This window comes from Pedobacter sp. AC212 (genome assembly GCF_979258625.1).
The window spans coordinates 3,671,882-3,698,479 of sequence record NZ_OZ409870.1 but is presented as its reverse complement, the minus strand read 5'-3'; the positions used below and the strand labels follow the sequence as shown (position 1 = coordinate 3,698,479).

The 26,598-nt window shown below is 39.3% G+C and carries 23 protein-coding genes; 21 read left to right on the top strand and 2 right to left on the bottom strand.

The genetic code is table 11. The features are described from left to right. Positions 1-269 precede the first annotated feature (269 nt). The 10 genes from ACZZZC_RS15720 to ACZZZC_RS15675 all read left to right on the top strand — a co-directional run bounded on the left by ACZZZC_RS15720 (position 270) and on the right by ACZZZC_RS15675 (position 14,441). Positions 270-3,332: a SusC/RagA family TonB-linked outer membrane protein gene (locus tag ACZZZC_RS15720; protein ID WP_463487630.1), complete on the top strand. Its 3,063-nt coding sequence runs from the start codon at positions 270-272 to the stop codon at positions 3,330-3,332. A gap of 10 nt (positions 3,333-3,342) precedes the next feature. Next, positions 3,343-4,857, top strand: a complete 1,515-nt coding sequence (locus ACZZZC_RS15715; RefSeq protein WP_463483012.1) for a RagB/SusD family nutrient uptake outer membrane protein — start codon at positions 3,343-3,345, stop codon at positions 4,855-4,857. Between the two features lie 10 nt (positions 4,858-4,867). After that, positions 4,868-5,800: a hypothetical protein gene (locus ACZZZC_RS15710; RefSeq protein ID WP_463487629.1), complete on the top strand. Its 933-nt coding sequence runs from the start codon at positions 4,868-4,870 to the stop codon at positions 5,798-5,800. A gap of 69 nt (positions 5,801-5,869) precedes the next feature. Then, the gene (locus ACZZZC_RS15705; RefSeq protein ID WP_463487628.1) at positions 5,870-6,541 is read left to right on the top strand and encodes a glycosyl hydrolase; all 672 of its coding nucleotides are present in this window, start codon (positions 5,870-5,872) and stop codon (positions 6,539-6,541) included. After that, the gene (locus tag ACZZZC_RS15700) at positions 6,538-6,927 is read left to right on the top strand and encodes a glycosyl hydrolase (RefSeq protein WP_463487627.1); all 390 of its coding nucleotides are present in this window, start codon (positions 6,538-6,540) and stop codon (positions 6,925-6,927) included. The genes ACZZZC_RS15705 and ACZZZC_RS15700 overlap by 4 nt, the downstream gene beginning before the upstream one ends. Positions 6,928-7,009: 82 nt before the next feature. Further along, positions 7,010-8,419 carry an MFS transporter gene (locus ACZZZC_RS15695; RefSeq protein WP_463483009.1) on the top strand — a complete coding sequence of 470 codons (1,410 nt, stop codon included), beginning with the start codon at positions 7,010-7,012 and terminating at the stop codon, positions 8,417-8,419. 100 nt (positions 8,420-8,519) lie between these two features. Then, positions 8,520-9,731 carry a glycoside hydrolase family 130 protein gene (locus ACZZZC_RS15690; RefSeq protein WP_463483008.1) on the top strand — a complete coding sequence of 404 codons (1,212 nt, stop codon included), beginning with the start codon at positions 8,520-8,522 and terminating at the stop codon, positions 9,729-9,731. A gap of 835 nt (positions 9,732-10,566) precedes the next feature. Beyond that, complete coding sequence (locus ACZZZC_RS15685; protein WP_463483007.1) at positions 10,567-12,261, top strand: DUF5060 domain-containing protein; 1,695 nt, start codon at positions 10,567-10,569, stop codon at positions 12,259-12,261. A gap of 3 nt (positions 12,262-12,264) precedes the next feature. Next, a complete protein-coding gene (locus ACZZZC_RS15680; RefSeq protein WP_463483006.1) occupies positions 12,265-13,287 on the top strand; it encodes a glycoside hydrolase family 26 protein in 1,023 nt (340 codons plus the stop codon). Positions 13,288-13,295: 8 nt separating this feature from the next. Continuing rightward, positions 13,296-14,441 (top strand): esterase, encoded by a 1,146-nt coding sequence (locus ACZZZC_RS15675; RefSeq protein ID WP_463487626.1) that lies wholly within the window; start codon positions 13,296-13,298, stop codon positions 14,439-14,441. Here the strand turns inward: ACZZZC_RS15675 and ACZZZC_RS15670 are convergent. Next, positions 14,438-15,202 carry an AraC family transcriptional regulator gene (locus ACZZZC_RS15670; RefSeq protein WP_463483004.1) on the bottom strand — a complete coding sequence of 255 codons (765 nt, stop codon included), beginning with the start codon at positions 15,200-15,202 and terminating at the stop codon, positions 14,438-14,440. The genes ACZZZC_RS15675 and ACZZZC_RS15670 overlap by 4 nt on opposite strands. A gap of 403 nt (positions 15,203-15,605) precedes the next feature. Here ACZZZC_RS15670 and ACZZZC_RS15665 point away from each other — a divergent pair, with 403 nt between their 5' ends. From ACZZZC_RS15665 to ACZZZC_RS15615, 11 genes are all read left to right on the top strand, one after another. Continuing rightward, positions 15,606-16,805, top strand: coding sequence for an AGE family epimerase/isomerase (locus ACZZZC_RS15665; RefSeq protein WP_463483003.1), 1,200 nt, complete (start codon positions 15,606-15,608; stop codon positions 16,803-16,805). A 142-nt stretch (positions 16,806-16,947) separates the two neighbouring features. Continuing rightward, positions 16,948-18,363, top strand: coding sequence for a glycoside hydrolase family 30 protein (locus ACZZZC_RS15660; protein WP_463487625.1), 1,416 nt, complete (start codon positions 16,948-16,950; stop codon positions 18,361-18,363). Positions 18,364-18,389: 26 nt separating this feature from the next. Beyond that, the gene (locus tag ACZZZC_RS15655) at positions 18,390-19,937 is read left to right on the top strand and encodes a carboxylesterase/lipase family protein (RefSeq protein ID WP_463487624.1); all 1,548 of its coding nucleotides are present in this window, start codon (positions 18,390-18,392) and stop codon (positions 19,935-19,937) included. 630 nt (positions 19,938-20,567) lie between these two features. Next, positions 20,568-21,044, top strand: coding sequence for a hypothetical protein (locus tag ACZZZC_RS15650; protein WP_463483000.1), 477 nt, complete (start codon positions 20,568-20,570; stop codon positions 21,042-21,044). 272 nt (positions 21,045-21,316) lie between these two features. After that, on the top strand, positions 21,317-21,535 hold the full coding sequence (locus tag ACZZZC_RS15645) for a hypothetical protein (protein WP_463482999.1): 219 nt from the start codon (positions 21,317-21,319) through the stop codon (positions 21,533-21,535). Positions 21,536-21,539: 4 nt separating this feature from the next. After that, positions 21,540-22,136, top strand: a complete 597-nt coding sequence (locus ACZZZC_RS15640; RefSeq protein ID WP_463487623.1) for an ATP-dependent DNA ligase — start codon at positions 21,540-21,542, stop codon at positions 22,134-22,136. Positions 22,137-22,145: 9 nt separating this feature from the next. After that, complete coding sequence (gene ligD, locus ACZZZC_RS15635; protein ID WP_463488242.1) at positions 22,146-23,534, top strand: non-homologous end-joining DNA ligase; 1,389 nt, start codon at positions 22,146-22,148, stop codon at positions 23,532-23,534. A gap of 75 nt (positions 23,535-23,609) precedes the next feature. Next, entirely contained in the window at positions 23,610-24,224 is a 615-nt protein-coding gene (locus tag ACZZZC_RS15630; RefSeq protein ID WP_463482997.1) for a hypothetical protein, read from the top strand. Between the two features lie 63 nt (positions 24,225-24,287). Beyond that, on the top strand, positions 24,288-24,545 hold the full coding sequence (locus ACZZZC_RS15625; RefSeq protein ID WP_463482996.1) for a DUF3606 domain-containing protein: 258 nt from the start codon (positions 24,288-24,290) through the stop codon (positions 24,543-24,545). 9 nt (positions 24,546-24,554) lie between these two features. Beyond that, positions 24,555-25,331, top strand: coding sequence for a DNA-formamidopyrimidine glycosylase family protein (locus ACZZZC_RS15620; RefSeq protein WP_463487622.1), 777 nt, complete (start codon positions 24,555-24,557; stop codon positions 25,329-25,331). 314 nt (positions 25,332-25,645) lie between these two features. Next, the gene (locus ACZZZC_RS15615; RefSeq protein WP_463482994.1) at positions 25,646-25,969 is read left to right on the top strand and encodes a hypothetical protein; all 324 of its coding nucleotides are present in this window, start codon (positions 25,646-25,648) and stop codon (positions 25,967-25,969) included. Positions 25,970-26,275: 306 nt separating this feature from the next. Here ACZZZC_RS15615 and ACZZZC_RS15610 read toward each other — a convergent pair whose 3' ends face one another. After that, positions 26,276-26,494, bottom strand: a complete 219-nt coding sequence (locus ACZZZC_RS15610; protein ID WP_463482993.1) for a hypothetical protein — start codon at positions 26,492-26,494, stop codon at positions 26,276-26,278. Between the last annotated feature and the right edge of the window lie 104 nt (positions 26,495-26,598).

Below are 26,598 nucleotides of genomic sequence, written 5' to 3'. Positions count from 1 at the left end.
ATCTGGATTTTACCCAAAGTATTTACACATATTTGGAGATTTCTATAAAATGTATTATTGACGAAAAGGTAAAATAGAATTCAAATAACTGGAATTCCTTATTCCAGATGGCTCCATTGTAAGTGAACTCAGTATAAAATACGTGCTCATTCATTATTATACTATCAAATGTTAAAATAGTATTAATGGGTTTATTCATTATGAACTAGTTTTGATTTATCAATTAATCACCAATTGGACATATAATTTTATTAACCAAATTAAACTTTATGAGTAGAAATTTTTACATCGCATTTGCTTGCTTTCTTTGTGTACTGTTGAGCGCTGATACAGTGCTTGCGCAACAAAGAACTATAAAAGGGAATGTAGTAGACGAAATTGCCAAGCCCTTGCCTGGCGTTATAATTTCTGTCAAAGGAGAAAACATCCAAACCTCTTCTGATGATAGTGGAAATTATACAATAACATTGCCTGCAAAAAGTAATACACTTATTTTCAAAATGGTGGGCATGATAACTAAAGAAATTGCGGTTGCTTCAGGTCAAAACAGTGTTAGCGCTAGCCTGCAGCCCGATCTTAAAAATCTGGATGAGGTTGTCGTTGTTGGATATGGTACAGTTAAAAAAAGCGACCTTACGGGTTCTGTTTCGACATTAAAAGGAAGTGAACTCAATCGAACTCCCTCTGCCTCTGTAGACCAACTTTTACAGGGAAAAATACCTGGGGTTCAGGTTATATCCGGTTCAGGACGACCAGGTGCTGGAGCCACTATACGTATACGCGGAACAAGTTCATTAAACGGGTCAAATAGTCCACTAATGGTTGTAGATGGCTTTCCTTGGGGTGATGCTGGTAATTTGAAGCAGATAAATCCTGATGATATCGAATCGATTGAAGTATTAAAGGATGCTTCATCCGCAGCTATATATGGCTCAAGAGGTGCTAATGGAGTCATCCTGATCACCACAAAAAAAGGTAAGCTTGGGCAGTCTAACATTTCATTAAGCACACTTAATACGGTATCTGCTATGTCTTCCAAGCCTGACCTTTGGAGAGATGCCATTGATGAGGCAACTTTTGCTAATGAAGCAGCTTTAACAGGAGGTACCCCTGCAAACCAACTGCCATATCTTGGTGAAATACGAGGGGGAGTTTATTTTCCTTCCATAGCAGAATTACGAGGCCTTGACCCTTCAAAGCCAAAGTGGCCACACAATACCGATTGGGTTGATTTAGTGTATCGCAAACCATTCTCTCAGAGTTATACACTTACTGCAGATGGAGGAAGTGAAAAAACTAAATACGCTATTTCAGGAAATTATTACAAAGAAGAAGGTTTGGTCATTAAAAATTTCTATGATCGCTTCGCCACTAGATTAAATTTAGACCAAAAACTTACCGATGCTATCAATGTGGGTACTAACGTAATTCTTACCTACACAAAAAACAATGGTGTACAGGTTAATGCAGATCGCACAAGGGTTTTTCCAGTTTATGATGATAAGGGAAATTATTTCAGAACAAGTCCCACAGATTTTGGACATCCTTTGGCCATAGCCAATGAGGTATTGAACACGAGTAAGACAATTGATGTACTTGGAACAGTTTATGCCAACGCCAAAATAACCAAATGGCTGCAATTCAGAACGCAACTAAGCTCAAAATATGGCAATTCAATCGGTGACGTATATGAGCCTTCAATTGTAACCTTTAGAGGATTTGAAAGCAATGGCTATGGTGCAATAAATAATTTTAACACCACAGAATTGCTGACCGAAAATTATCTGACCGCAAATAAAACCTTCGGGAAAGACCACAGCATTAACTTTGTCGCGGGTTACTCTTTCCAAAAATTTAATACAAGAACGAGTGACTTGATAGGTAATGGTTTTGTTAACGATAACATTCAAAACGAAAACTTAAGCACTGCAGCAAATAGGATTATCTCTAATGGACTCTCAAGATCAGAACTTGCATCATGGTTTGGTAGAGCTAATTATGTCTTCAAAGACCGTTACCTCTTTACTTTAACAGCCAGAGCTGATGGTTCAAGTAAATTCGGATCCAATAACAAGTGGGGATATTTTCCATCTGGTGCAGTGGCTTGGAAAGCAAACGAAGAAGAATTTATCAAATCACTCAATGTTTTCTCGGAACTTAAATTTAGAGTGAGCTATGGGCTTACAGGAAATCAGGGCATTAGCCCATATCAAACACTGGATAGGTTTGGAACAGCCAGATATTTTACTGGAGATGGTTTTCAGACAGGATTTGGTCCAGGTTTATCAGGTGCAAATAATGAACAGGGTTTAACAATTGTTGGAGGCTTAGGGAATAATAGCTTAAAGTGGGAAACTACCACCTCATTAGACTTGGGAGTAGATATTGGTTTTATGGATCAGAGGTTTAGGTTGACTATTGATTATTATAACAAAAACACCGATGATCTTCTAAGGTTGAGAACTATTGCTCCTTCATCAGGCTTTGATGAACAATGGATTAACGATGGTGAGATTAACAACAAAGGTATTGAGATTGGCCTTAATGCGGATATCATTAGAAAGAGTGAATTTTCTTGGAATGTTGGGGTTAACTTCACGCGCAATCGGAATAAGGTGATTAGCATGGGTGAAAAAAATCGGGTTGATGTTGGAACCCTCTATGAATTGGTCAGACAAAGAATTCTAACCTACACGGTAGGTCAGCCGATGTTTGCCTATTATGGTTATAAATCAAATGGGATAATACAAACGGTTCAGGAAGGTATTGCCTCAGGTTTAACGGGAGCTGCTGCGCAACCAGGTGAAATAAAATATCTTGATATATCTGGACCAAACGGAACTCCTGATGGGGTAATCGATGGCAATGATAGAACCATTATAGGAAATCCGACTCCGGACTTTTTATATAGCTTTAACACAAACTTAAAATACAAAAGATTTGACCTTTCCGCTCAGTTTTACGGGATTTATGGTAATGATGTATTTGATTTTAGAAAACTGACACCAAGCAGGCAGATCATGCGTTGGACACCGGATAATCCTAGTAATGAGATTCCAAGAGCAAATAATACAAGAGGGTTCCTAGCTTCTGATTTCTTCATCACGGATGGTTCTTTCTTGCGTATTCAAAACGTCACCCTAGGATATAATTTTAAGGCTAATCCTATCAATGGGATAAAAAGTCTAAGGATATTCTTTTCTGGCAACAACCTTTACACCTTCACTAAGTTTAATCCAGGCTTTGATGCAGAACTCGGAGAAAATGGTGTTAATGAGGGTGCGTATCCAAGACCGAGGGCGATTTCACTAGGATTAAATATTGGCTTTTAATTTTAAAATCATGAACATAAAAAAATATATATACAGCGCATTTGTTTTTGCAGCAGTTTTATCAAGCTGTCAGAAATTGGAAGAAAAGCCTTATGGGTTAGTGAATACCAGTTCCTTTTATAAAACAGAGGCAGACGCAAATTCAGCATTAGCCTATGCTTATGCAATACTTCCCGAGGTCGGTTATTACTCCCGGGGTTATTACATCATTACTGAACTTCCTACAGAGAACTTAACGCAAAAAGGTGATGCAGGAGTCTCTAATTTTGAATTGGATGAGATCAGGACGACACCGGCAAATGCGGATTTGGATAATTTATGGACCTATTTATACCGAGGCATCGCAAGAGCTAATTCAGTGATCGCAAATGTTCCAAATGTAGAAGGTATCACTGCTGCTAACAAAAACCAAATTATTGGGGAAGGGTATTTTTTGAGAGCTTTGCACAATTTTAATTTAGTGCGATTGTTTGGAGCAGTTCCGTTAAGAACAGAAGTTATTGCTGATGCAGGGCAGGTTCCGATGGCTAAATCATCTCTCAGTGAGATATACAGTCTCATAGAAAGTGATCTAAAGAACGCAGAAGGTTTAATGAGTATTGCTAAAAATAAAGAGGGTAGAGCGAACAAAGTTGCCGCTCAGGCATTGCTAGCCAAAGTATACTTGCATTTAGCCTCTTCTAAAAGTTATAATTCCCCTGGATATGCTTTTGTGGATGATGCAGAGAAAAAGTATACAGATGCAAAGACTTATGCTGCTAAAGTGATTAATGATCAGTCTGTTTTTGGGTTTACCAATACACTGGTTGACATCTGGAATACAGCTCTATATAAGACAGCTGGAAGTGTTAACGAGCATATCTTTGATGCTGCTGTTGATCGCCTAGGTGTAAGAGAGGGTGAATATACGAAGTTACCAAACATGTTTCTCGGTTCTGATCGCCCCATGTCTATTCCCTATAACCCAAGTAACGCAACTAGTCCGGTAATTAATATTGGACAAGGCTGGAATCACTTTAGGACAGAAGCCAGTCATTACAATAGTTATGCAAACACTGACAAGCGAAAAACAGATCTTATTGTGTCTTCCTATACTAATTCTGGTACTGTTTACAACCTTGATATCAATTCTGCTTCAAGGCCATTTTCCAGAAAATTTATAGACCCAGGACGTGATGCTGACAAAATGAATGCAAATTCTCCTATTATCCGCTACTCTGATATACTTCTTATTTATGCAGAGGCTGCAGGTCCAAGTGAAGGGTATTCAGCAGTAAATAGGATAAGGGCTAGGGCTGGACTTGGTGATTTGCCTCCGTCTTTAGGTGTGAAAGCATTTCGTGATGCTGTAGTGGCGGAAAGAGCTTGGGAATTTGCATTTGAGGGTAATCGTTTATTTGACCTACGCCGTACAAATGGTATGGAAAAAATGGCGCAGGATTACCGCAAAACAATTACCAGTGGAGCATATTTCTTTCCTATACCGCAGAGAGAATTAGATACTAATCCGTTAATGAAACCATAAATATTCAACAATGAAAAGGAACAATAAACTAGTGGTTGTAATATTAATGATTACAACAATTTTATTCAGTGCTTGCCAAAAAGACCCCTATGATGATGTTGTTAGCAATGAACGCTCCATCGAAGCGGTGACCTTAGGAGATGGGTTGGCACAAATAGGACCTGCAGTTGTAGATAGACAGGCTGGGACCGTAGCAGTTAAGGTACTGATTCAGGCAGGAACAAATCTTTCAGCTGTGTCAGCCCAGATTCAAACATCTTATAAATCTGAAATAAAACCTTTATCTGGTGAAAAAGTAAATTTTGCAGCCAACAATAATAAATATAAATATACAATCACTTCAGAATCTGGAAAATCAAGAGAATGGACAGTTGAACTTATTCCATTTACAGAAACACTCCTTGGAACTTACACCATTCAGAAACAGGTTGTTTATGGAGGCACCGGGCCTGAATATGGCGGTGGTGAAGTAATAGATTTTTCAGCTAAGCCTTGGTTATGGTCAGCGACCACAGGTCCTTCATTGGAATTGGATAACAGACTCACTTTTGAGTTCCAAGGCGTTACTGCTGAAGGAAAAACCTACGGTAAGGTTACCAATAGTGCAGGTGCTGACGGAAAGTATGCCAATTACGTATTCATAGGAAATCCTCAAACAGACGTAAATAATTTTTATAGAAAAATCCCTATTGGCGAAGGTAAGTGGGAACGAGATTATACAACTAACGTTGTGAAATTTACCTCATCGACCGGCATCGTTTCAGTCGCAACTTTCAGAGGTGCCGGTAGCTTGTCTCTTGGAAACAATAACAATAAAACCATAACAGATAATTCTTTTGACTTTCCTTTAGAAGGGGTGGATGACTACAGTAAGATATACTCCGATTACGACAAGGTTGTCGGAAAGCCGAGAAGATTTTGGGTCGATGTGAAAAAGCTATAAATAAAGAGTCAAGGTTAATTATCATCTAGATCCGCTGGACGAAAAATATATTTTTAGAATTAAAAAATTATGAGAAAACAGATTATTAACGGATTAATGTTTCTAGCCATACTCATTTTTACTTCGTGTAAAGGTGGTGAGGATATAAATCCAGAGCCAAGTATTGACGTTGTCAAACCACCAGTTGGGGTATCAATTTCTCCTTTCAAAACAATTAATTACCTCAACGAGATTTCTGGAAATAAAACGGTGGCAGGCATGCACAACCGCGAACCGAATTCAGATCCAACCAGGTGGACCGAGGAAGTAAAAACGGTGACCGACAAATATCCTGCACTTTGGAGTGGAGATTTTCTTTTTCAGGCAGATAATATTAATAATCGTCAGATTATGATCGACCAAGCTGTTAACCAATGGAAAAAGGGAGCAATTATCAATATCATGTGGCACGCTTGCAATCCAGCCAATTCTCAGCCTTGTGGCTGGGATGATGGGAAAGGTGTAATGAGTTCACTAAGTGATGAGCAGTTCACACAACTAATTACGGATGGCACTGCAATAAATACCAAGTGGAAACAGATGATGGATGAGGTTTGTATTTATCTTCAGCAATTAGAGGATAAGGGTGTGGAAGTTTTATGGCGTCCCTTGCACGAGATGAACCAAGGGAAATTTTGGTGGGGGGAAGGCCTGGAGCCAATGGTACTCGAAAACTTTATCAGCTTACACATGATTATATGACTAAAACAAAAGGTTTGTCAAATTTGATTTGGGTATGGAACATACAGGATTTTGGTAGTTTGTCAAGTGATGTAAATACCTATAATCCAGGTGATAATTATTTCGATGTGGTGTCAATGGACATGTATTTCTCTGATGGTTCAGGTTACACTGCAGCAAAGTATAAAACAATACTTGATATCGCCAAGGGCAAGCCAATTGCAATTGGAGAGTGCGAAAAATATCCTACTCCCCAACAGTTATTGGAGCAGCCTAAATGGACCTTCTTTATGGGATGGTCTGAGCTGGTATTTAAAGAACAGAGCAATACCCAGGCGCAGATTAAAGCATTACACAACGCGGTAAATGTGGTAACACTCGACGAAATGCCGGGTTGGAATAGATAAAATTCAGCGTTATTTATTTGATTTAAGCAATTTAGAATAGGAAAATTACCAGGATTAAATTATAAAGAATTTAATAAAAAGAATGGATCAAAAACTAAAATTGAAAGAAAAAGTTGCTTACGGATTTGGGGATTTTGCCTCATCTATGTTTTGGAAAATTTTTTCGGTGTATCTACTGTATTACTACACGGATGTTTTCGGAATATCAGCAGCTATAGTTGGTACGATGTTCCTGATCACCAGAATATGGGATACGGCCCTGGATCCAATTATTGGAATTATAGCTGACAGGACCAATACAAAATGGGGCAAGTTCAGACCTTATCTATTGTGGGTAGCTATCCCTTTTGGGATAGTCGGCGTACTTACTTTTACCACGCCAAATCTAAGTTTAGCCGGGAAAGTAATTTATGCATACGTCACTTACACCCTTATGATGATGGTCTATTCAGCAATCAATGTGCCATATGCCTCTCTAATGGGGGTTATGACATCGAACATCAAAGACCGAACTGCGCTTTCTACCTATAGATTTGTTTTCGCCTTTGCGGGTAGTATCCTGGTGTTAGCTACGGCAGAGCCCTTGGTAAGTTGGTTCAGCCAAACAGCATCAGGAATAGATGCACAAAGAGGGTGGTTGTTTACGATGGTTTTATATGCTTGCATTGCTGCTGTTTTCTTTTACTTCACATTTGCGTGGACAAAAGAGAGAATAAGTCCACCAAAGGAACAAAAGTCATCTCTTAAAGATGATTTGAAAAATTTAGCTAAAAACAAACCTTGGTTCATTCTGCTGGGAGCTGGGGTTTCAACACTAATATTCAATTCCTTGAGAGATGGATCAGTCATTTATTATTTCAAATATTATTTTCAAAGCCAACAGGCCTTCGAGTTACCCATATTTAAAATAGCCATTAACTACAGCACACTTTACTTGGTTTTAGGACAGGCGGCCAACATTGCTGGAGTCGTTTTGGCAAAACCAATCTCGGATAAGATAGGTAAGAAAAATACCTTTCTCTATGCAATGGTGATTGCTGCACTTTTGAGCTGTGTGTTCTATTTCTTCAAAGAGAACGATCTAATGTTAATTTTCACTTTTCAATTTTTGATTAGTATATGTGCTGGCTGTATTTTTCCACTACTATGGTCCATGTACGCTGATATTGCTGACTATTCTGAATGGAAAACAGGAAGACGCGCGACTGGGCTGATTTTTTCCTCGTCCTCCATGTCGCAAAAGTTGGGCTGGACACTTGGAGGAGCCCTGACCGGTTGGATGCTTGCGATTTATGGTTTTGAAGCAAATGTTTCTCAAACAATAGAGACACAAAGTGGCATCAGGATGATGTTAAGTTTTATACCCGCAACAGGTGCAGCACTCTCGGCAGTTTTCATTGGTTTTTACAAATTAAACGATTCATTAATGAATACAATATCCGGAGAACTGGAACAGAGAAGAACAAAAGATAAAATAGAGCAAGAAAATTAACAACTCGTTATCTATTTAAAATTTGATAACCAGTTAATTGAATAATAGTAGAGTGTATAGAATTATACTATCACAAATAAAATTAATACATAAGAAGAGCATGACATCCATTTTTAAGAATCGTATAGCGCTTTTAGCAAAAGCACAGGATTTACTGATAAACAAAGAAAACCTGAAAGAAGAAGAGGGCAATGGAATATTCGAAAGATACAAATATCCAGTACTTACCGCGGCACATGTGCCATTAACATGGAAGTATGATTTCGATCCGACTTCTAATCCATATTTTATGGAACGCATTGGCTTCAATGCAGTGTTCAATGCCGGAGCGATAAAGTACAAAGGGAAATACATTATGGTTGCCCGCGTGGAAGGATCTGATAGAAAGTCATTTTTTGCTGTTGCAGAAAGTGATAATGGTATAGATGGATTTAGGTTCTGGGACTATCCCATTGTTTTTGATGCCTACGATAATGCGGATACCAATGTTTATGATATGCGTATTGTCGAGCATGAGGATGGCTGGATTTATGGTCTGTTCTGCACAGAAAAGCGTGATCCGTCCGCTCATGACGGAGATCAAACCTCAGCGCTGGCACAGTGCGGTATAGTCAGGACCAAAGATTTAAAAAATTGGCATCGGTTAGCAGACCTTAAAACACCCTCCCCGCAACAAAGAAATGTGGTCTTACACCCAGAATTTGTAGACGGTCAATATGCCTTTTATACAAGGCCGCAGGATAGCTTCATAGAAGCTGGTAGTGGCGGTGGAATTGGTTTTGGTTTATCGAAGTCTATCGAAAATGCTGAGATCGACCACGAATTTATTATATTTAAAAAAGAATACCATACTGTATATGAGGCCAAAAACGGGCAGGGGCCAGCTCCAATAAAAACCGACAAGGGTTGGTTACATCTAGCTCATGGTGTGAGAAATACTGCCGCAGGTTTAAGGTACGTCTTATACATGTTTATGACAGACTTAAATGATCTTACCAAAGTGATTCACAAACCTGGAGGATATTTCATCGCTCCAGAGGGTGAGGAAAGAGTTGGCGATGTTTCTAATGTTGCGTTTTGTAATGGTTGGATTTTGGATGAAGACGGGAAAGTTTTTATTTACTACGCCTCATCTGATACACGTATGCATGTTGCAACTTCAACTTTGGAAAAACTTAGTGATTATGTAATCAATACTCCAGAAGATGGTTTGAAATCTTCGTTAACTGTTGACACAATTGTGAATCTTGTTAACAAAAATAAAGCAACCGCTCTTGCAGAAACGCAAAACAACAAAAGTTTAACCTATTAGTGTATTCCTAAAGGTAATAGAATAGGAGTTGTAAAATATTTATTAATCACTAAGAGGACCTGTCGCTAATAAATAATAAACGGTTTGACTGGTGAAAAGTCATAAAGTATCATTCACGAAATATCCAGAGGTTCAATGTTAAATGCTGAAACCTTTGGATATTTTCCTCAGCTTACGCCCTAAATGATAGTTATAAATATCAGGATTTTTTGAAAGGGGCTTTCAATATGTGGAAAGCAAAATTACAGACGTATATTACTTACAGTTTATAATTTGATATATTTTGTGGAATACTCATTAACTATAAAAAATATTTTATTTCTATACTTAGCGCAAGTCAATTGATATTAAGCTATGGGTAAATTACTATCATCAAATCTAAAATCGTTGTCTTTTAGATATAAGGTAGATACTTACAGGCTTTAAGGGCAGAATGTTGATTTGATGCCCTCAGCTTATCAAATTATTACAGCAATATTAAACTAAAATGTCAAATAAAAATCCTGTGACATATTTTCAAAATCATATTGTCCATATGAATTTATCATTATACGTTTATAACACTTGAAAATTTGCAATATAATAAGATGCATACCTATGCTCAGGATTTTGAAAACCAATGGCTATTGATATGCGGCGTCGTTTTATCTTTCAATTATTTAGCTTTTTGAAAGCAAATTATAACGGAAAAAGAATGGTGCTTCGCTTTTGCTGTACATGATGCAAGTAAATATCGCCTCAAATCAGCAAATAATGAAGTGATTGTGATTATTGATGTGAATGTGCTCAAGCTTTAGCCGCTACTAAGCAAAACTCTCCAACAAAATAAATTATAATGATTAAAGAACAGATGATAAAAGGCTTTTGCACTATAGGATTTATGCTCGCTGTAATCAGTTTGAAGGCGCAGAACAAAATTATCGCTTTCGTTTTAGAGAACAGAAATGCGAAGCAATATGAAAAAGCAGAGTGGAAAATTGATTTAACTGCTGATTTTGAAAATCCTTATCTGCAGGAGGACATCTCGATGGATATGGAATTAAAATCTCCTTCAGGAAAGCGATTGGTCCTGCCCTGTTACTATGAATCTGGAGATACCAAAAAATCGACCTGGAAAGCAAGATTTATGGCGAAGGAAAAAGGAAAGTATACCTATAGGTTTCATCTGAAAAAGAACGAAAAACTTGTTTTCTCCACGGCTACTAAAACTTTCAATATTACAGGTTCCAAAAACAAAGGAATTTTACATGCGGGAAGCAACTGGGCATTTCGATTTGATAATGGTGATGCTTTCCGTGGTATCGGTGAAAATATTTGCTGGGAATCAAGAGATGATGATGATTCCAAATTCTTCAAGGCACTCCATGAGAATCCTAAGTACAATTATGAATATATGTTGCCGGCACTCTCCAGGCATGGTGGAAATTATTTTCGGACCTGGATATGTTCCTGGAATTTACCGCTGGACTGGAAGAGCGGTATTAATAATAAACGCTACACCAATTCTTCAGCTTATTTCAATCCCAGTGCGATCGCAAAAATGGATAGGCTGGTCAACCTTTCAGATTCGCTAGGTTTATACATGATGCTCACCTTGGGTCCGGGTTCTTATGATGCAAAGAACGGTCGCTATCAGGTATCCACCGCTGAGTTTTTCAAGGATCCAAGAGCTAAAAAACAGTACTATAACCGACTGCGTTTTATTGTTGCCCGCTGGGGATACAGCGCTGCAATTGGTGCATGGGAATTTTTTAATGAAATTGACAATGTCCAGTTCCGAGATAAGAACAATCCAATACCAGCTGAAGATATTGTGCAATGGCACAAAGAAATGGCTGAATACATGAAAAAAATTGATCCATTTAATCATTTGGTTACCACCAGTATATCCCATAGGGATCTAAAAGGTTTAAACAGTATCAGTGATATTGATTTTAATCAAAAGCATATCTATAAAAACAACAGGGCACTCCCAACGACAATTGTGAATTATACAAAGGAATTCAGTAAACCATATGTGATCGGTGAGTATGGTTATGAATATGACTGGTCGAAAAACTTTGACCTTTTTGCCCAGGAGATGGACAGTGACTTTAAAAGGGGACTTTGGTATGGCCTGTTTTCTCCAACACCTGTTTTGCCACTGTCCTGGTGGTGGGAATATTTCGACAATAGGGGGACTGATACTTACATTCGTAAGGTGAGGATCATACAAGACAGGATGATGATGGCTGGGAAAGGTAATTTTGATATTTTTTCTGTCTCGTCATCTAATTCAGACATGGAACTATATAGCGTCAAATGCGGAAATGAGTATTATATCTATCTGTATAACCCTAAAAAAGAAAAACTCACAACCAAAATCAACATACCTTTAATATCTGCAGTCTATTCTGCAGAAAGATATGATTGTGAAACTGGGAAATTCTCTGCATTAAATGACATTACATCTATTGATAATAAGGCTCAGATTTCTACAGTGGTCTTAAATCCCGGTACCGATGCTGTTTATATTTTAAAGAAGAAATAAATTATGAAAATACTTAAATACGCACTTTGTCTTATTGTAAACCTCAGTTTGATCGGGCAGGTTAAGTCCCAGAAAACGGTAGTGATTCCGAAATTGAAAAAAGCAATCGGACCAACCAGGTTCAAAAGCCTGAATTATCTGTATGCCATTTCAGGAAAATATACCATTGCCGGCATCCATAACCGGGAACCGAATGCTGAACCCGCGAAATGGACTGTTCAGATAAATGTCACGACCGGAAGATACCCGGGATTATGGAGCGGCGATTTTCTTTTTCAGCAGGAAAATATTTCCAACCGACAAAAGATGATAAACGAAGCGTCCAAACAGTGGAGCAAGGGTTCAGTCGTTAATGTCATGTGGCATGCCTGTAATCCTGCACTGGAGCAACCTTGTGGTTGGGACAAGAAAGGTGTACTTAGTAAATTAACAGATCAACAATGGTCGGAACTGCTTACCGAAGGAACCATTATCAATTTACGCTGGAAAGCGATGATGGATGAAATTGCAGTATATCTGCAGCAATTGAAGGAGAAAGATGTTGAGGTACTTTTCCGTCCGTTGCATGAAATGAATCAGGGCGTTTTCTGGTGGGGTGGAAGGCCGGGAGCATCCGGTACGCGAAAATTGTACCAGCTCACGCACGACTATTTAACCAAAAACAAAAAACTGTCAAACCTGATCTGGGTATGGGATATACAGGATTTTAAATCTTTGGCAAAAGATGCAGTTGATTATAATCCAGGTCCCGAATATTGGGATATTGCGGCGCTGGATATCTATGATGATAAAAGTGGTTTTAGTCAGGATAAGTATGATATTATGGTGAAAGCGGGAGGGAACAAGCCAATTGCTATCGGTGAATGTCAAAAATTGCCAAGTCCAGGGCAGCTCAAAACACAGCCAAAATGGACTTTTTTTATGGGGTGGTCGGAGTTGGTGTTTGAGCATAACACGAATGCAGAAATCAATAATTTAATAAATGCTGAAAATGTCATCACCCTTGATGAGATGAAAGGCTGGTAAACTGAAAGATGAAAAGATATTTGTTCATGCTGATATTCTTGGCTGGATTCCAGTCAAACGCACAAAAGCCTCAAAATACCTATAGCGTACAGGGCTGGTGGGGGCCTGCTTCACCACCTTACTCACCAGTGGTTGCAAATGATAAGAGTATAACTTTCCGTCTCAAGGCACCGAAGGCTTCGCAGGTAAACCTGATTTTCGGGGAATGGGCAGTGAATCCTGCTGCAATGACTAAAGATACGGCCGGTAATTGGGAAATTAAACTTCCTGCTCAGCAGCCAGGTGTATATTCCTATCAGTTCTGGGTTGATGGCATCACTATTTTGGATCCAAAAAATCCGGTGGTAAAATCAGGTACGGAACTTTATGGTAGTATCGTCGAAGTTCCAGGGGATGAGCCAAGGTTCGATGAGGTTCAGCAGGTTCCTCATGGTCTTTTGCAGTACATTAAATACCAGTCATCTTCACTTCAGAAATTAAGGGGAATGACGGTTTTTCTTCCAGCAGAATATCAACAAAACCAACAGCAGAAATTTCCGGTGTTATATTTAAGGCATGGCGGCGGGGATAATGAAACAAGCTGGACGCAGGCCGCAGGCAAAGCAGATGTCATCCTGGAAAATCTAATCGCTGAAAAAAAAGCCAAACCAATGATTATTGTCATGACCAATGGCCTTATAGATGGAAGCTGGGCCGGTGGAAGTTCAAAAGATGGCGTTGAGCAACTGGAAAAAGAATTGCTGGCTGATGTTATACCTTATATGGAGAAAAATTTCAGGGTCATGGCGGATAGAAAGTCAAGGGCCATTGCTGGGCTTTCCATGGGCGGGGGGCAGGCTTACATTATAGGGCTGAAAAATCTGGATAAGTTTTCTTATATAGGAGAGTTCAGTGCCGGGCTGCTGAGTGATGCTGCTTTTGACATAAATGAAAGAGTGCCATCAGTATTCTCGAATCCAAAAGAAGTTAATCAAAACATCAAATTATTGTGGATCGCCTGTGGTAAGGATGATCCAAGATATCAGGGGCATCTGGCGCTGGATTATACCCTAAAGGAAAAAGGTATAATTCATGAATTTCATGATAGCCAGGGCGGTCATGAATGGCGTTTCTGGCGTGAACAGCTCCATGGGTTTGTGCAAAGGATATTTTAAATAAATACACGCTTTCCACCATAATTTTCCCTGAATTCCTTTGGGGTACAACCTTTTTTGATTTTAAAAGTCCTGTTAAAATTGGCCATATTGTTAAAACCACATTTATAGGCAATCTCCGCTACAGATTGGGTGGTGTCAATAAGCATTCTGCTGATATGACCCAATCTGATTTCACTAAGGCTGTCAACAAAGGTGTAGCCTGTCCTTTTTTTGATAAACCGGCTGAACGAAGCCTCTGGCATGTTGGCGATTTTGGCCACGTCCGATAAGGTAAGCAACTTATCAAAATTACTGTTCATATACTCAAATACCTTTTCGATGCGCCTGCTATTGTAATTGAAATCCTCTTTTGTAAATGTGGAATCGGAGAGCATTCTATTATCTTTAGAAATGGAAAGATCATGCAGGATCGATAACAGTTCAAGCATAGAATGGAATCCATTCTTGTTACTTAAATTCAGGAGTCTTGGTGCAATTTTACTAATGGTATCAGCTGAAAACAACACCCCTCTTTTAGATTGTTCAAACATATTCCTGATAAAAGATAGTTGGTTGCGTTTCAGGAGTTTTTCATCTAGCAGATCCTTGTGGAACTGAATCGTTACCTCTTTAATTTCAGTACTCCGGCACTTATGTGTAAACCATCCGTGGGATAAGTTGGATCCCACCAGCACTAAATCCATATCATTAATTTCGCCAATATGGTCACCAACAATACGTTCTGCGCCTGGCGCATTGAGCACAAGGTTGAGCTCCATATCATCGTGGTTATGCAGCGGAAAATCGAATTCGGTTTTAGTACGTGAAAAAATTGTGAAACAGTCACTTTGTGTCAAAGGTGTGATTTCCCTTATCATATTATTTAACATGTTATATTTGGTATAGTGCTAAATTAAGCAAAATTCCGTCATCATAAAATATACATGTTAAGAAAATGGAGGAATATTGGTAAATAAATACCAGTGTAAATCGGGCTTATAATATAGTTTAAATGGTAATACGTGCAATAATCGGGTTTAAAGCCTAAATTTAATGTTAAATAAATATTTGATTTTGATAAAAATGTATTGATACTGTATGTAGCTATTTAATGTTTATATGTTAAAAAAGTATTAAGACATAACTACTTGAAAATTTATTTTTGTTTAAAATATATTTTTAATGGACCATAAGCTATTGCATTTATCCCAAGAATTCAAAACTGAACTTGATAACATACTAAATTACTGGAAGACCAATACCATAGACCTAGATTTTGGAGGGTTCGTTGGTCAGATAGCCGAAGGTGAGTTAATTAATCCTGATGCTGAAAAGGGATCGGTTTTGAATGCAAGAATCTTATGGAGCCTTTCCGCGGCATACAATTTCAATGGCGATTTGCAGAATTTATATTTAGCCCAACATGGCTTTCAGTATATCAAAGAACACTTCATTGATACAAAATATGGAGGCGTTTATTGGTCGCTTGACCATACGGGAATGCCCAGGTATCGAAAAAAACAGATTTATGCCATCGCTTTTACCATTTACGGCCTTTCTGAATATCATTTGGCAACAGGAGATAATGAGGCATTGGATCTGGCTATAGCATTATTTCGCGATATCGAATCTCATAGTTTCGATCCGGTAGATGGCGGCTATTTTGAGGCTTTTGCAGAAAATTGGGATCAAGTACCGGATTTAAGGTTGAGTCAAAAAGATGCCAATGAAAAGAAAACAATGAACACGCATCTCCATATTTTGGAAGCTTACACCACGCTTTACAAAATATGGCCTGATGAACATTTAAAAAATCAGATCATTGGTCTGTTAGGTGTTTTTAATAAATACATTATAAATACAGACGGACACCTTGATCTTTTCTTTGATGAGAAATGGAACAGGAAATCCAGTGAAATTTCTTATGGTCATGATATTGAAGCATCATGGCTACTGTTGGAGGCGGCCGAAATGATTAAACACCAGGAGCTCATCTCGCACTTTAAAAGCCTGGCCATTAAAATTGCAGAAGCATCTGCTGAGGGTATGGATGAGGAGGCCATGATATATGAATATTCTCCGGTGAATAATCACAGGAATGATGAGAAGCATTGGTGGGTACAGGCGGAGGCCATGGTTGGTTTCTTAAATGCATTCGAATTATCAAAGAATCAAGTTTTTTTTGAACTTTTTGATAAAATATGGAACTATACAAAAAAACAGATAGTCGACCACCAGAATGGTGAGTGGTTTTGGGGGAGAAATGCGGATGGTTCTCTGATGGCGAAACAGGATAAGGCTGGTCTATGGAAATGTCCCTATCATAACAGCAGGGCCTGTATGGAGATTATTTCGAGGTTAAAGCATTTGCAAGAAGATTAAATGATGGGTTCATAAACCATACAGATTAGGCATTCAGGCATTACTTGGATGTTCATCAGAGACAAAATATCATTAAATGTTAAAATCCTATTAAAGTAATGGAAGGCTTGCACCTAAGTTTGTATGAACAAAGTATAAGTTTATGCCACGATATCCCCTTTCAAATTATCCGTCCAAGAATGCATTCCTGTTAATTTTGTTTTTAAATGCATTTCCTCTTCTGCTCCTGGCACAACTTAAGGTGGAGAGTTGGGAAACCAGCAATGACAAATCGATGCTTTTATCAAAAAAGAATATTGTCGAGGCGGGAAATGATGAGGCGGAAGTCATCAACATTAACGCAGCAAAACAATATCAGTCTGTTGATGGGTTTGGGTTTGTACTGACAGGTGGAAGTGCTCAGCATATTATCAGGATGTCTGCTACGGAGAGAAGCAAACTTCTGAATGAGCTTTTTGGAAACAGGCCTGGCCAAGTGGGGATCAGTTATATCCGCGTGAGTATAGGCGCATCTGATCTGAATGAGTACGTATTTTCTTATGATGACCTGAAAGCAGGGGAAACTGATCCAGGGTTAAAGCATTTCTCCCTATCGCAGGATGAAAAAGATGTGGTGCCTGTATTAAAGGAAATTTTAGCGATATCCCCAAAGATAAAAATTATGGGTTCTCCATGGTCCGCACCGGTATGGATGAAATCAAATCAGAATGTTCAGGGTGGGAGATTAAAGGATGAATATTATAGTACTTATGCGGACTACTTTGTGAAATATATAGAGGCCATGAAAAAGCACGGGATTGTTATTGATGCTGTGACTGTTCAAAATGAACCTTTTAATGATGGCAATACACCCAGCATGCAGTTTTTGGCTAAAGAAGAGCTGCGTTTCATCCGTGATCATCTGGGCCCAAACTTTAAACGCAAGAATATAAAAACGAAAATCGTTCTTTATGACCACAATTGTGATGGTCCAGAATATCCCATTTCAATATTGGCAGATCAGAAAGCGGCAGCTTATATTGATGGTTCAGGATTTCATTTATATGCCGGTCAGACGGCTGCCATGGGCAAGGTTCATGGTGCTTTCCCTGGGAAAAACCTCTATTTTACTGAAATGATGGCGGTAAGCAAGGATGGTGGTTTCAATACCGCCTATCCAGTAGGAAGGATATTAGTAGATGCCTTACGGAACTGGAGTAAAAATGTGATTTTGTGGAATCTCGCGGCAGATCCCAGCTATAATCCTCATACGGACAATGGAGGCTGCTCAATATGCCAGGGAGCAGTGACCATAGACGGAGATAAGGTGGTTCGCAATCTTGCCTATTATGTCATTGCACACGCATCTAAATTTGTCCCTGTCGGATCGTATAGAATTGAAAGCAGCCTTACCACAAAGGTGAGTAATGTAGCCTTTTTAACTCCGGAGGGAAAACGGGTGCTTATCATTTCCAATAATTCAGAAGAGCCCCAATTGGTAAAAGTCGTTGAGAATAATCAGTCTTTCACTTACACTATAAATAAAGGGTCGTCGCTTACCCATATCTGGTCATTATGATAGAAATGAAAAAATATATAATTCTGTTGTTTCTCTTATTTTCTTCGAGCCTTTCATTCGCTCAGAATGATGTTTTAAAGAACGGTGAAACGTTGGTCACGCTTAAGGAAGGTAAAATCAGAGGAACTGTTCTCTCCAGCAGTGTGCTGGCATTTAAAGGTATTCCTTATGCGGAGCCTCCGTTGGGTGAACGCAGATGGCGATCTCCCATGCCTAAAAAGAAATGGGTTGGTGTAAAAGACGCTGTGGCTTTTAGTTCACGATCGCCTCAGCGGAATACTTACGATGACATGGTTTTCAGGAGTGATGTAGAAAGTGAAGATTGCCTATATCTTAATATCTGGAAACCTCAGATAAAGGATGGTAAGTCCTTACCTGTGGTGGTCTACATTCACGGAGGAGGATTTTCCAGTGGGGATGGATCAGAACCCAGGTATGACGGAGAAAGTATGGCTAGCAAAGGCGTGATTTTTATTACTATAAATTATCGGCTGAGTGTTTTTGGGTTTTTAGCACATCCTGACCTATCCAAAGAAAATAAACAGGGGAGTTCTGGTAACTATGGGTTGCAGGATCAGAGTGAAGCGCTGCGTTGGATCAAGCGTAATATTTCAGCATTCGGAGGAAATCCGGATCAGATCACCATTGCTGGGGAATCAGCTGGTTCTATGTCCGTTTCTGCTCAGCTGTGTTCACCGCTTTCAAAAGGATTGTTTCAAGGTGCGATCGGCCAAAGCGGCTCCATACTTGGGTTCGAACCTCCTGTTAGCCTGGCAAATGCAGAAAAAATAGGCGCCGAATTCGTAAAAGCCTGCGGAGCAAACAGCATCTCTGACTTACGTAAAATCCCAACGCAGGAGTTATTAAAAAGATCAAAAGATTACTGGTTCCCCTTAACAGTAGACGGTTATTTTTTTGTAGAACAACCACTAACTACTTATACCTACGGTCGTCAGATGGATGTGCCACTCCTGGCAGGATGGAATACTGCAGAGCGAAGTATGAATGCTATTCTGTCTAATCAGAAACCTACTGTTGAAAATTATAAAGCCGGAGTGGATAGGGTCTTTGCTTCAAAGAGCCAAGAAATATTTGCTCTGTATTATGCGAACACAGATGAGCAGGTGCCACAGTTGGCTACTGACCTCGCAAGCGATCGCTTTATTTCCTATTCTACATGGAAATGGATTGATGTGCACAGCAAAACAAACGGTCATCCTGTATATCGGTATTTGTTTTCTAGAGAACGTCCTGCTTTTATCGGACAAGGATCACATAATGCAGATATATTGGGTGCGGTACATGCTTCAGATATTGAATATGCCCTTGGAAATCTCAAGCTAAACAACAGTTATAAATGGGAAAGTGAAGATTTTGAAACATCGAAAGTCTTCCAGTCTTATTTGCTAAACTTTATCAAAAGTGGCAATCCCAATGGAGAAGGTCTTCCCAGATGGTTTGGTCTTCAAAGCAGTATTCCAAAAGTCATGATTATTGATGGGGAGAGTAAATCTTTACCTGAAAAAAATGGAAAAAGATACTTGCAATTTGATGGGATAGTGAATCCTTTCTAAACACAATATAAAAGGTACCTTGTTGGACCAATCTATTAAGTGCAGTTCCAATTAACCAGAATTGATTGACCCCTTTCCACCAGAAAAAAATTTTATGTAAAGTTTTACTTGCCTTTATTTTACGGAATTGGCGAAAAGGGGTCAAGTGTGGATAAACCAGAATAGAATGACCCCTTTGCACCAATTTTGGTTAATTATTAATTCATTGATTGATAATTAGTTATGAGAAAAATATTTTGGCAACAGGGGGGCAATGACGGTGGTTTGTTCACTAAGCCATCATTTCTTGCTATACCCGATTAAAAGCTTGTTAAATTTTTATTCATTGACCATCTGAAATATATGCGCAAAAAGGCGCCCGTTAATTTGCATTAATAACACCATCGTATGTTAGTTTATTAATGTTGAAATAATTTAAAAAGCTAATGGTTTTCAGGTAACCTATGTTATATGACTGGGCGGTAACGATATTCTCCTAGTCGCCCATCTATGAGCCTTAAATAACGATCACAACAGAGATCAAAATTCTAAATCTTGTTCCAATACCTAAGAATTTCAAGATATTCTTAACGAATCTTTTAACAAAGATTAACATCTATTTACTGGTACTTGTGCTTAATTTTAGTATGTATGATCGCAATCAGAATTAGGTGTTTCATCACCTTCTTGTCTATTTACGTCCCCGTTTTTGTTTCTGCGCAAACACTTAAACAGAAAGAGACAAATCTAAAAGCCTTTACCGAATTGTATGGTTATGTTCGCTTTTTCCATCCTTCAGACGAAGCTGCCAAGATTAACTGGTTTTTTTATTCATTGTATGGAGTCCATCGGGTAATGTTGGCCAAAAATGACAGTCAATTACTTGAAGAGCTACAAGAATTAATGTTACCCATTGCGCCTTCCGTTATCATCGATAGTGTTCCTATACAAAAGTATAGGATTTTAAATAAAATCACACCTAAAAATGTAGTCAATTACAAACTAGTAAATTGGGTTCACAAGGGACTATCTTTGCCTAATGGCTCACCAATGTATAAAAGTCGAAGGAATGATAGAGATACCGTTGACACCAGCTGTGTTGACTATCCATTGTGTGTATTTCAGTGAAAGTGACCCCTCTGTTTCGGGCCAAACTGGCCACCAATTTGATTACCGGATGATGCGTATCTAGTTCCTTTCCCTCCGAACAAATATACACTTCGGATCCAAATCCATTTCCCTCAGGACTTTTCGGTTTAATCCATCTTACTGCCGGATTTATCCTCAATTCAGACCTTTCTAGCGATCAAAATCCATTCTAAAGGCAAGGTAACGCGTAAAAAAACGCCATACCCCCTTCAAAACAGCGAAGTGACCGTAGTCCATCCCGAATAGTAGATATGCTCCCAGGAGCCTTTATTTTATGCAGAAATCGAAAAATTATTCCCGAAAGCCAGTTGCGAAAAAAGCTGATCAAAAGATCAGAACGGCCAGTTTGTCCCGAAACAGGTGGTCACTTTAAAGCGAAATGGGGTGACAGTTTAAATGCGGAACGGCTGGCCATTTTTGCCGAAATGCCCAGGCAGTGCGGAACAGCAAGAAATGCCACAGGACATTAAGCCTATGAAAGCAACACTGGTTGATCAGCCATTCGATGAACCGGGCTGGATCTATGAAATCAAATGGGACGGCTACCGTGCGATATCCTATCTTAATCCAGGCCGGACGCAAATATTTTCGAGAAATAACCTCGAGTTTACCCAGTTTGATGCCATGCGTGAGGCGATGGATGAATTTAATTTCAGGGCGATACTGGATGGTGAAATTGTTGCCTTAAAAGAAGATGGAACCCCTGATTTTGGTGCGCTACAAAACTGGAAAATCAAGAAAAAAGCTAGACTTCACTACTACGTATTCGATATCCTCTGGTTCGAAGGATATTCGCTATTGGATAAGACCCTCACCGAGCGGAGGCAAATATTAGAAGAGATTTTGCCCAGCGGCCATGATACGATCAAGATCAGCCAGGCTTATTCCACCTCGGGAATTGATTTTTTTGATGCTGCAAAACGTATGTATCTTGAAGGTATTATTGCAAAACGTGCGGATAGTTACTATTCCTCTGACAGCAGGTCCCGAGAGTGGCTCAAGATCAAAGCAAAACGACGTCAGGAAGTTATTATTGGAGGTTTTACCAGGAATGAAGGAACCGAGAAATAATTCAGTGCCCTGGCCATTGGGGTATATGATGAAAAAGGAAAGCTCCACTACATCGGCAAAGTCGGAACAGGTTTTAATCAGACGACACAGAAAGAACTCATGATAGCCTTCGAACCCATTTCGACTAAGATCTGTCCCTTTGAAACGATTCCTGATGTGGATGAACCCTCACAGTTTCGGCCACAGAGACTGGGGGCAAAGCCAACCTGGCTAAAACCCGAACTAATATGCGAAATCGAGTTTGCCGAACTCACCAGTGATGGTAAAGTTTGTCAGGCATCATTTAAAGGACTTCGAAAAGATAAGGATCCAAAAGAAATCATTCTTGAAGTGGAAAAAGATGCTGAAGCGATTGTTGATGAAGTTAAGCTCGACCACCAATTGAACAGCGATGATGATAAGGTTTCCGTGACAAAAAGCAATCTAGCCAAGCCTAATCTTCCTATAAAGAAACTATCGAAGATCAGACCGCTACTGGAAGGTGAAGATGATACCAAAGAAAAAAAGGTTGATGGACACCTGCTGAAATTTACAAATCTAAATAAACTTTACTGGCCGGAGGACAAGGTGAGCAAACGCGATATGTTTAATTATTATGATGCGGTCGCGCCCTTGATGGTTCCTTACCTGAAAGATCGGCCGATGTCTTTGAACAGGTATCCGGGGGGCATACACGGTCAGAGTTTCTACCAAAAAAATGTAAAAGAAAATGCGCCCGAATGGGCCCTGACCATGCCTCATACCAATGAGAAGGGAGAGGAGAAAAGTTATCTTTTAGGGAGTGACAGGGCTACACTGCTTTGGATGGCGAGCCTGGGATGTATTGAAATGAATCCATGGTTTAGCCGGGCCTCTTCTCCTGAGAATCCTGATTATTGCGTGATTGATCTTGATCCCGATAAGAATACCTTTGAGCAGGTGATAAAAGCCGCACAGGTGACTCATGAGATCCTTCAGTCGATTGGCATAACCAGTTATCCCAAGACCTCGGGATCAACCGGAATTCATATTTACATTCCTCTTGGTGCAAAGTATACTTACGAGCAAAGCCAGCTTTTTGCCAATCTGATCGTTCGCCAGGTCAATAGGATGCTTCCAAGGTTTACTACCCTGGAGCGGGCAATAAAAAATCGTGGAGGGAAAATGTATCTTGATTTCCTGCAAAACCGGCCCGGTGCGACCATAGCAGGCGTATATTCCCTACGTCCCAAACCTGGCGCCACAGTATCGATGCCATTGGATTGGGAGGAAGTCAAACCAGGATTAAAAATGAAGGACTTCACCATTTTCAATGCGATTTCCAGGCTAAAAGAAACCGGAGATATTTTTGGCGGCATACTGGGCGAAGGTATTGACATGCAGAAGGTTATTGGTGATGCGCAGTCACAATTCTCCTAGCTCTGCATTTCTATTATGCTAGAATAAATGCAAAACTTATGTTCAAAACAAATGTTCTCTTCAATAAAAGCGCTAATGAATAACATTCAGAATTTTCAATCCGGTAGAATGCTTAAAGGGTTGGTTATCGGTGCCATCGGGGTCTTCGCCTTTACTTCAGCCTACCTGCTATACAAAAAGAAAACCAGTCGAAACAACGGGCCTTCGCTGTTAAACGATATTGAACACGACAATAATAACTACTTCAACATGGAAAGGTTCATATTTACCATACCTGGTGTGTCAGGAGATATTCAGGCTACAGTTGAACAAAGCGGAGGATGTTATTTGGTACACCTCAACGGAGAATATATCGGAAACATGTGGCAGGATGAAGATAAGGGACTACAATGGAATACAAAAGATGATAAATTAGAACCTTATGTCTGGGAGATTGCCAGAAATATTTCTGAAGCTTTTTCCAGAAAAGGATTTTCTTCATTGCTTATGGGCACCTATCCGGAAATCATCGCAACTCATTGGAAAGGAAGTGAAACCCTTGAAGTTATTATTGATTCTAATACGGATATCGAGGTATTCAGTACCTTTTTGAAAGATGAGGTAATGAACCTCGTGGATTTTGAAGAACACCTTGACCTCCTGGTTAAAAAGGAAGAAGAGGCCTATTTCGTAATGGTGGGCGTAAATTAATATAGTTGCTTACCCATCCGGATGAAGACCTGTTTTGAATGCTAATAAAAGTAGAAATATAGAATGTTTGAAGAGATGGAAGATAACGAACGAAATACTACGGAGGCAACGCAGCATTCTACTAGAGAAACTGAGCGGTTTGCGATAGAAGATGACTCTGATACCCTTGAACCTCTTGATCAGCGGGAAATTAATGCGGATGATGAAAAAGACTTGCGCTATTGGGCAGAACAATTCCAGGTTAGCCCTGATCTGCTAAAAGGAGCTATCGCATTAAATGGTGACTCCGTTGTTAAAATTAAAGAATACTTAAGCGTCTAAATTTTTGTCATGGCTGAACTTCCGGATTTAACTGTTTTTGCCCGTACCTTAAGCCATCGCTTTGAAGGTAAATTACTAAAATCGATGGAGATAATAGTTGATAAAAAACTTAATGTCTCCGGCACTGAACTCAAAAAGGCAGTAGAAAACAAAAAGCTAACAGGGGTAGACAGAGTGGGGAAGACCCTCCAGTTCCACTTCGGGAATTCCGGCATGCTAGGCTTACATCTGATGTTGAGAGGCGAGTTAAAAGAAATCAAAGCTGACCAGGAACTGCCCAAACATACCATTGCCGCATTTCATTTCACAGGAGCAGAGGGTTTTGCAATTGTTGATCTGCTTAAGCAGGCTAGCCTGACAATGAATCCGAAAGAAAATGTTGTTCCAGATGCCCTGCTGATCAGTGAGAAGGAATTAGGTGTGCTGCTCTCCAAGCGTTCCAGGAAGGTCAAGGAAGTACTCATGGATCAGAAAGCGATCAGGGGAATCGGAAACTCCTATGCAGATGAAATCCTTTGGGATGCACGTATTTCGCCCCTGTCAGTTGCGAGGGAGATTCCGGAAAAAGTGGTAAAGCAACTTCATGTTTCGATGAAAAAGGTGTTGAAAGAGGCCATATCAAAAATTGGAGCGGAAAACAAAAATGAACTGGTGGGGGAGCTGCGGGACTTCATGAACATTCATGGTGCCCATATCAAGAAATCGCCTACGGGTTATCCCATCAAATCAGAAAAGATTAACGGTAGAAGCGCTTATTTTACCACTGAACAAAAAAAGTACGGATAGCTTTCTTGCGCTTCGATTTTATACTCTGGTATTCCATTACGCATGGCCAATTATTTATTACAGTAAGATCGGATTCTCTTGTGCCATTAAAAATGTTGTGATATTTCTTTCGGTCAACAGGATCAATCTATTTCATCAGCAAAGTGAATGAGAATGTTGACAATGGAGGTTATAAACACAAAATTTTGTATTTATCTCGGGTTTGGATACCCTAATAGGGAATCGCTGCTGAGCCTAAAAAAATTTAAAATCTGTATTTCAGGTCGTTACTGGAACTGATTTGCAGATTTCTGTCTGAAAATTATATTTGTGGTATGACTGTAACCGTCTTACCTATTTTCGAGACCGACTTCATACCTCAAAAGCAATTGGCAAAGGTAATGAACGATAGACTTCAACGCCTTGCACAAGAACTGGAACAGCAGCATCTTAAGCCCTTGTCCGGTCGTGGATTTTCTTCTGATGACCTGATCATCTACATCAGTTACACGGCGAAATATAAAGTCCGCTTTCAGGTAGTGAACGATGTTCCCGGTGATATTGAATATTTTGTAAAGGAACTCTGTGGGAGGTTAGGTTACATTCAGTGGAAGAATCCGGTTTTTGCCACGCTACAAAAAACAAACTTAAGCAGTTAAGGTCAATATTATGACTTAATCCGGTACAAATTTAGGTTTGATGCCTGGCACGCAAAAGAAATTCCGGCATAAACCCTCCAGTGGTCTTACGCTCTTGCTATTCATTCCGTATTTAGTCGAAAGCACAAAGGAGTTCTTGAAAAGCCTATACGATAGATATCGACAAGTTGATAATGCTGATATCTTTAGCAAAATAAAACATGAATTGCTTTTTGACGAATTCTAGATACTATGAAAGAATTATAAAAAATTTGACAAGGCATTAGCATAACTCCAAGCCCCGCCCAATAGGGGAGGGCTCTAATTTTAGCAATCACTAGAATACCGGTTAACCTTCTTGGCAATTAAAATTACATTGATCGCGAGGGGTCTGTTTTTCATCACTCCGATTTTGAACTGTACGATATCTCCTGCACAGTAATCCATCTCATCTTCATTATAAAACCTAATTTTTTGGCCATTCAGGTCTTTAATAAAACCATATTTCACTTCTTTATTATAGGATAATACTATTCCCGTTCTCATTACATTAATTTTAGGTTAGAAAAAAATAACGGGACGTTTAAGAGACAATCATCTCAAACATTGGTTTTAAAGAATCATTCTATATAGTACATGGGCATATTATA

What these genes read in the sequence shown, in the direction of transcription:
- ACZZZC_RS15720 (WP_463487630.1), top strand. Translation starts at nt 270, where the DNA reads ATGAGTAGAAATTTTTACATCGCATTTGCTTGCTTTCTTTGTGTACTG.
- ACZZZC_RS15715 (WP_463483012.1), top strand. Translation starts at nt 3,343, where the DNA reads ATGAACATAAAAAAATATATATACAGCGCATTTGTTTTTGCAGCAGTT.
- ACZZZC_RS15710 (WP_463487629.1), top strand. Translation starts at nt 4,868, where the DNA reads ATGAAAAGGAACAATAAACTAGTGGTTGTAATATTAATGATTACAACA.
- ACZZZC_RS15705 (WP_463487628.1), top strand. Translation starts at nt 5,870, where the DNA reads ATGAGAAAACAGATTATTAACGGATTAATGTTTCTAGCCATACTCATT.
- ACZZZC_RS15700 (WP_463487627.1), top strand. Translation starts at nt 6,538, where the DNA reads ATGACTAAAACAAAAGGTTTGTCAAATTTGATTTGGGTATGGAACATA.
- ACZZZC_RS15695 (WP_463483009.1), top strand. Translation starts at nt 7,010, where the DNA reads ATGGATCAAAAACTAAAATTGAAAGAAAAAGTTGCTTACGGATTTGGG.
- ACZZZC_RS15690 (WP_463483008.1), top strand. Translation starts at nt 8,520, where the DNA reads ATGACATCCATTTTTAAGAATCGTATAGCGCTTTTAGCAAAAGCACAG.
- ACZZZC_RS15685 (WP_463483007.1), top strand. Translation starts at nt 10,567, where the DNA reads ATGATTAAAGAACAGATGATAAAAGGCTTTTGCACTATAGGATTTATG.
- ACZZZC_RS15680 (WP_463483006.1), top strand. Translation starts at nt 12,265, where the DNA reads ATGAAAATACTTAAATACGCACTTTGTCTTATTGTAAACCTCAGTTTG.
- ACZZZC_RS15675 (WP_463487626.1), top strand. Translation starts at nt 13,296, where the DNA reads ATGAAAAGATATTTGTTCATGCTGATATTCTTGGCTGGATTCCAGTCA.
- ACZZZC_RS15670 (WP_463483004.1), bottom strand. Translation starts at nt 15,202, where the DNA reads ATGGAGCTCAACCTTGTGCTCAATGCGCCAGGCGCAGAACGTATTGTT.
- ACZZZC_RS15665 (WP_463483003.1), top strand. Translation starts at nt 15,606, where the DNA reads ATGGACCATAAGCTATTGCATTTATCCCAAGAATTCAAAACTGAACTT.
- ACZZZC_RS15660 (WP_463487625.1), top strand. Translation starts at nt 16,948, where the DNA reads ATGCCACGATATCCCCTTTCAAATTATCCGTCCAAGAATGCATTCCTG.
- ACZZZC_RS15650 (WP_463483000.1), top strand. Translation starts at nt 20,568, where the DNA reads ATGATCGCAATCAGAATTAGGTGTTTCATCACCTTCTTGTCTATTTAC.
- ACZZZC_RS15645 (WP_463482999.1), top strand. Translation starts at nt 21,317, where the DNA reads ATGCTCCCAGGAGCCTTTATTTTATGCAGAAATCGAAAAATTATTCCC.
- ACZZZC_RS15640 (WP_463487623.1), top strand. Translation starts at nt 21,540, where the DNA reads ATGAAAGCAACACTGGTTGATCAGCCATTCGATGAACCGGGCTGGATC.
- ACZZZC_RS15630 (WP_463482997.1), top strand. Translation starts at nt 23,610, where the DNA reads ATGAATAACATTCAGAATTTTCAATCCGGTAGAATGCTTAAAGGGTTG.
- ACZZZC_RS15625 (WP_463482996.1), top strand. Translation starts at nt 24,288, where the DNA reads ATGTTTGAAGAGATGGAAGATAACGAACGAAATACTACGGAGGCAACG.
- ACZZZC_RS15620 (WP_463487622.1), top strand. Translation starts at nt 24,555, where the DNA reads ATGGCTGAACTTCCGGATTTAACTGTTTTTGCCCGTACCTTAAGCCAT.
- ACZZZC_RS15615 (WP_463482994.1), top strand. Translation starts at nt 25,646, where the DNA reads ATGACTGTAACCGTCTTACCTATTTTCGAGACCGACTTCATACCTCAA.
- ACZZZC_RS15610 (WP_463482993.1), bottom strand. Translation starts at nt 26,494, where the DNA reads ATGAGAACGGGAATAGTATTATCCTATAATAAAGAAGTGAAATATGGT.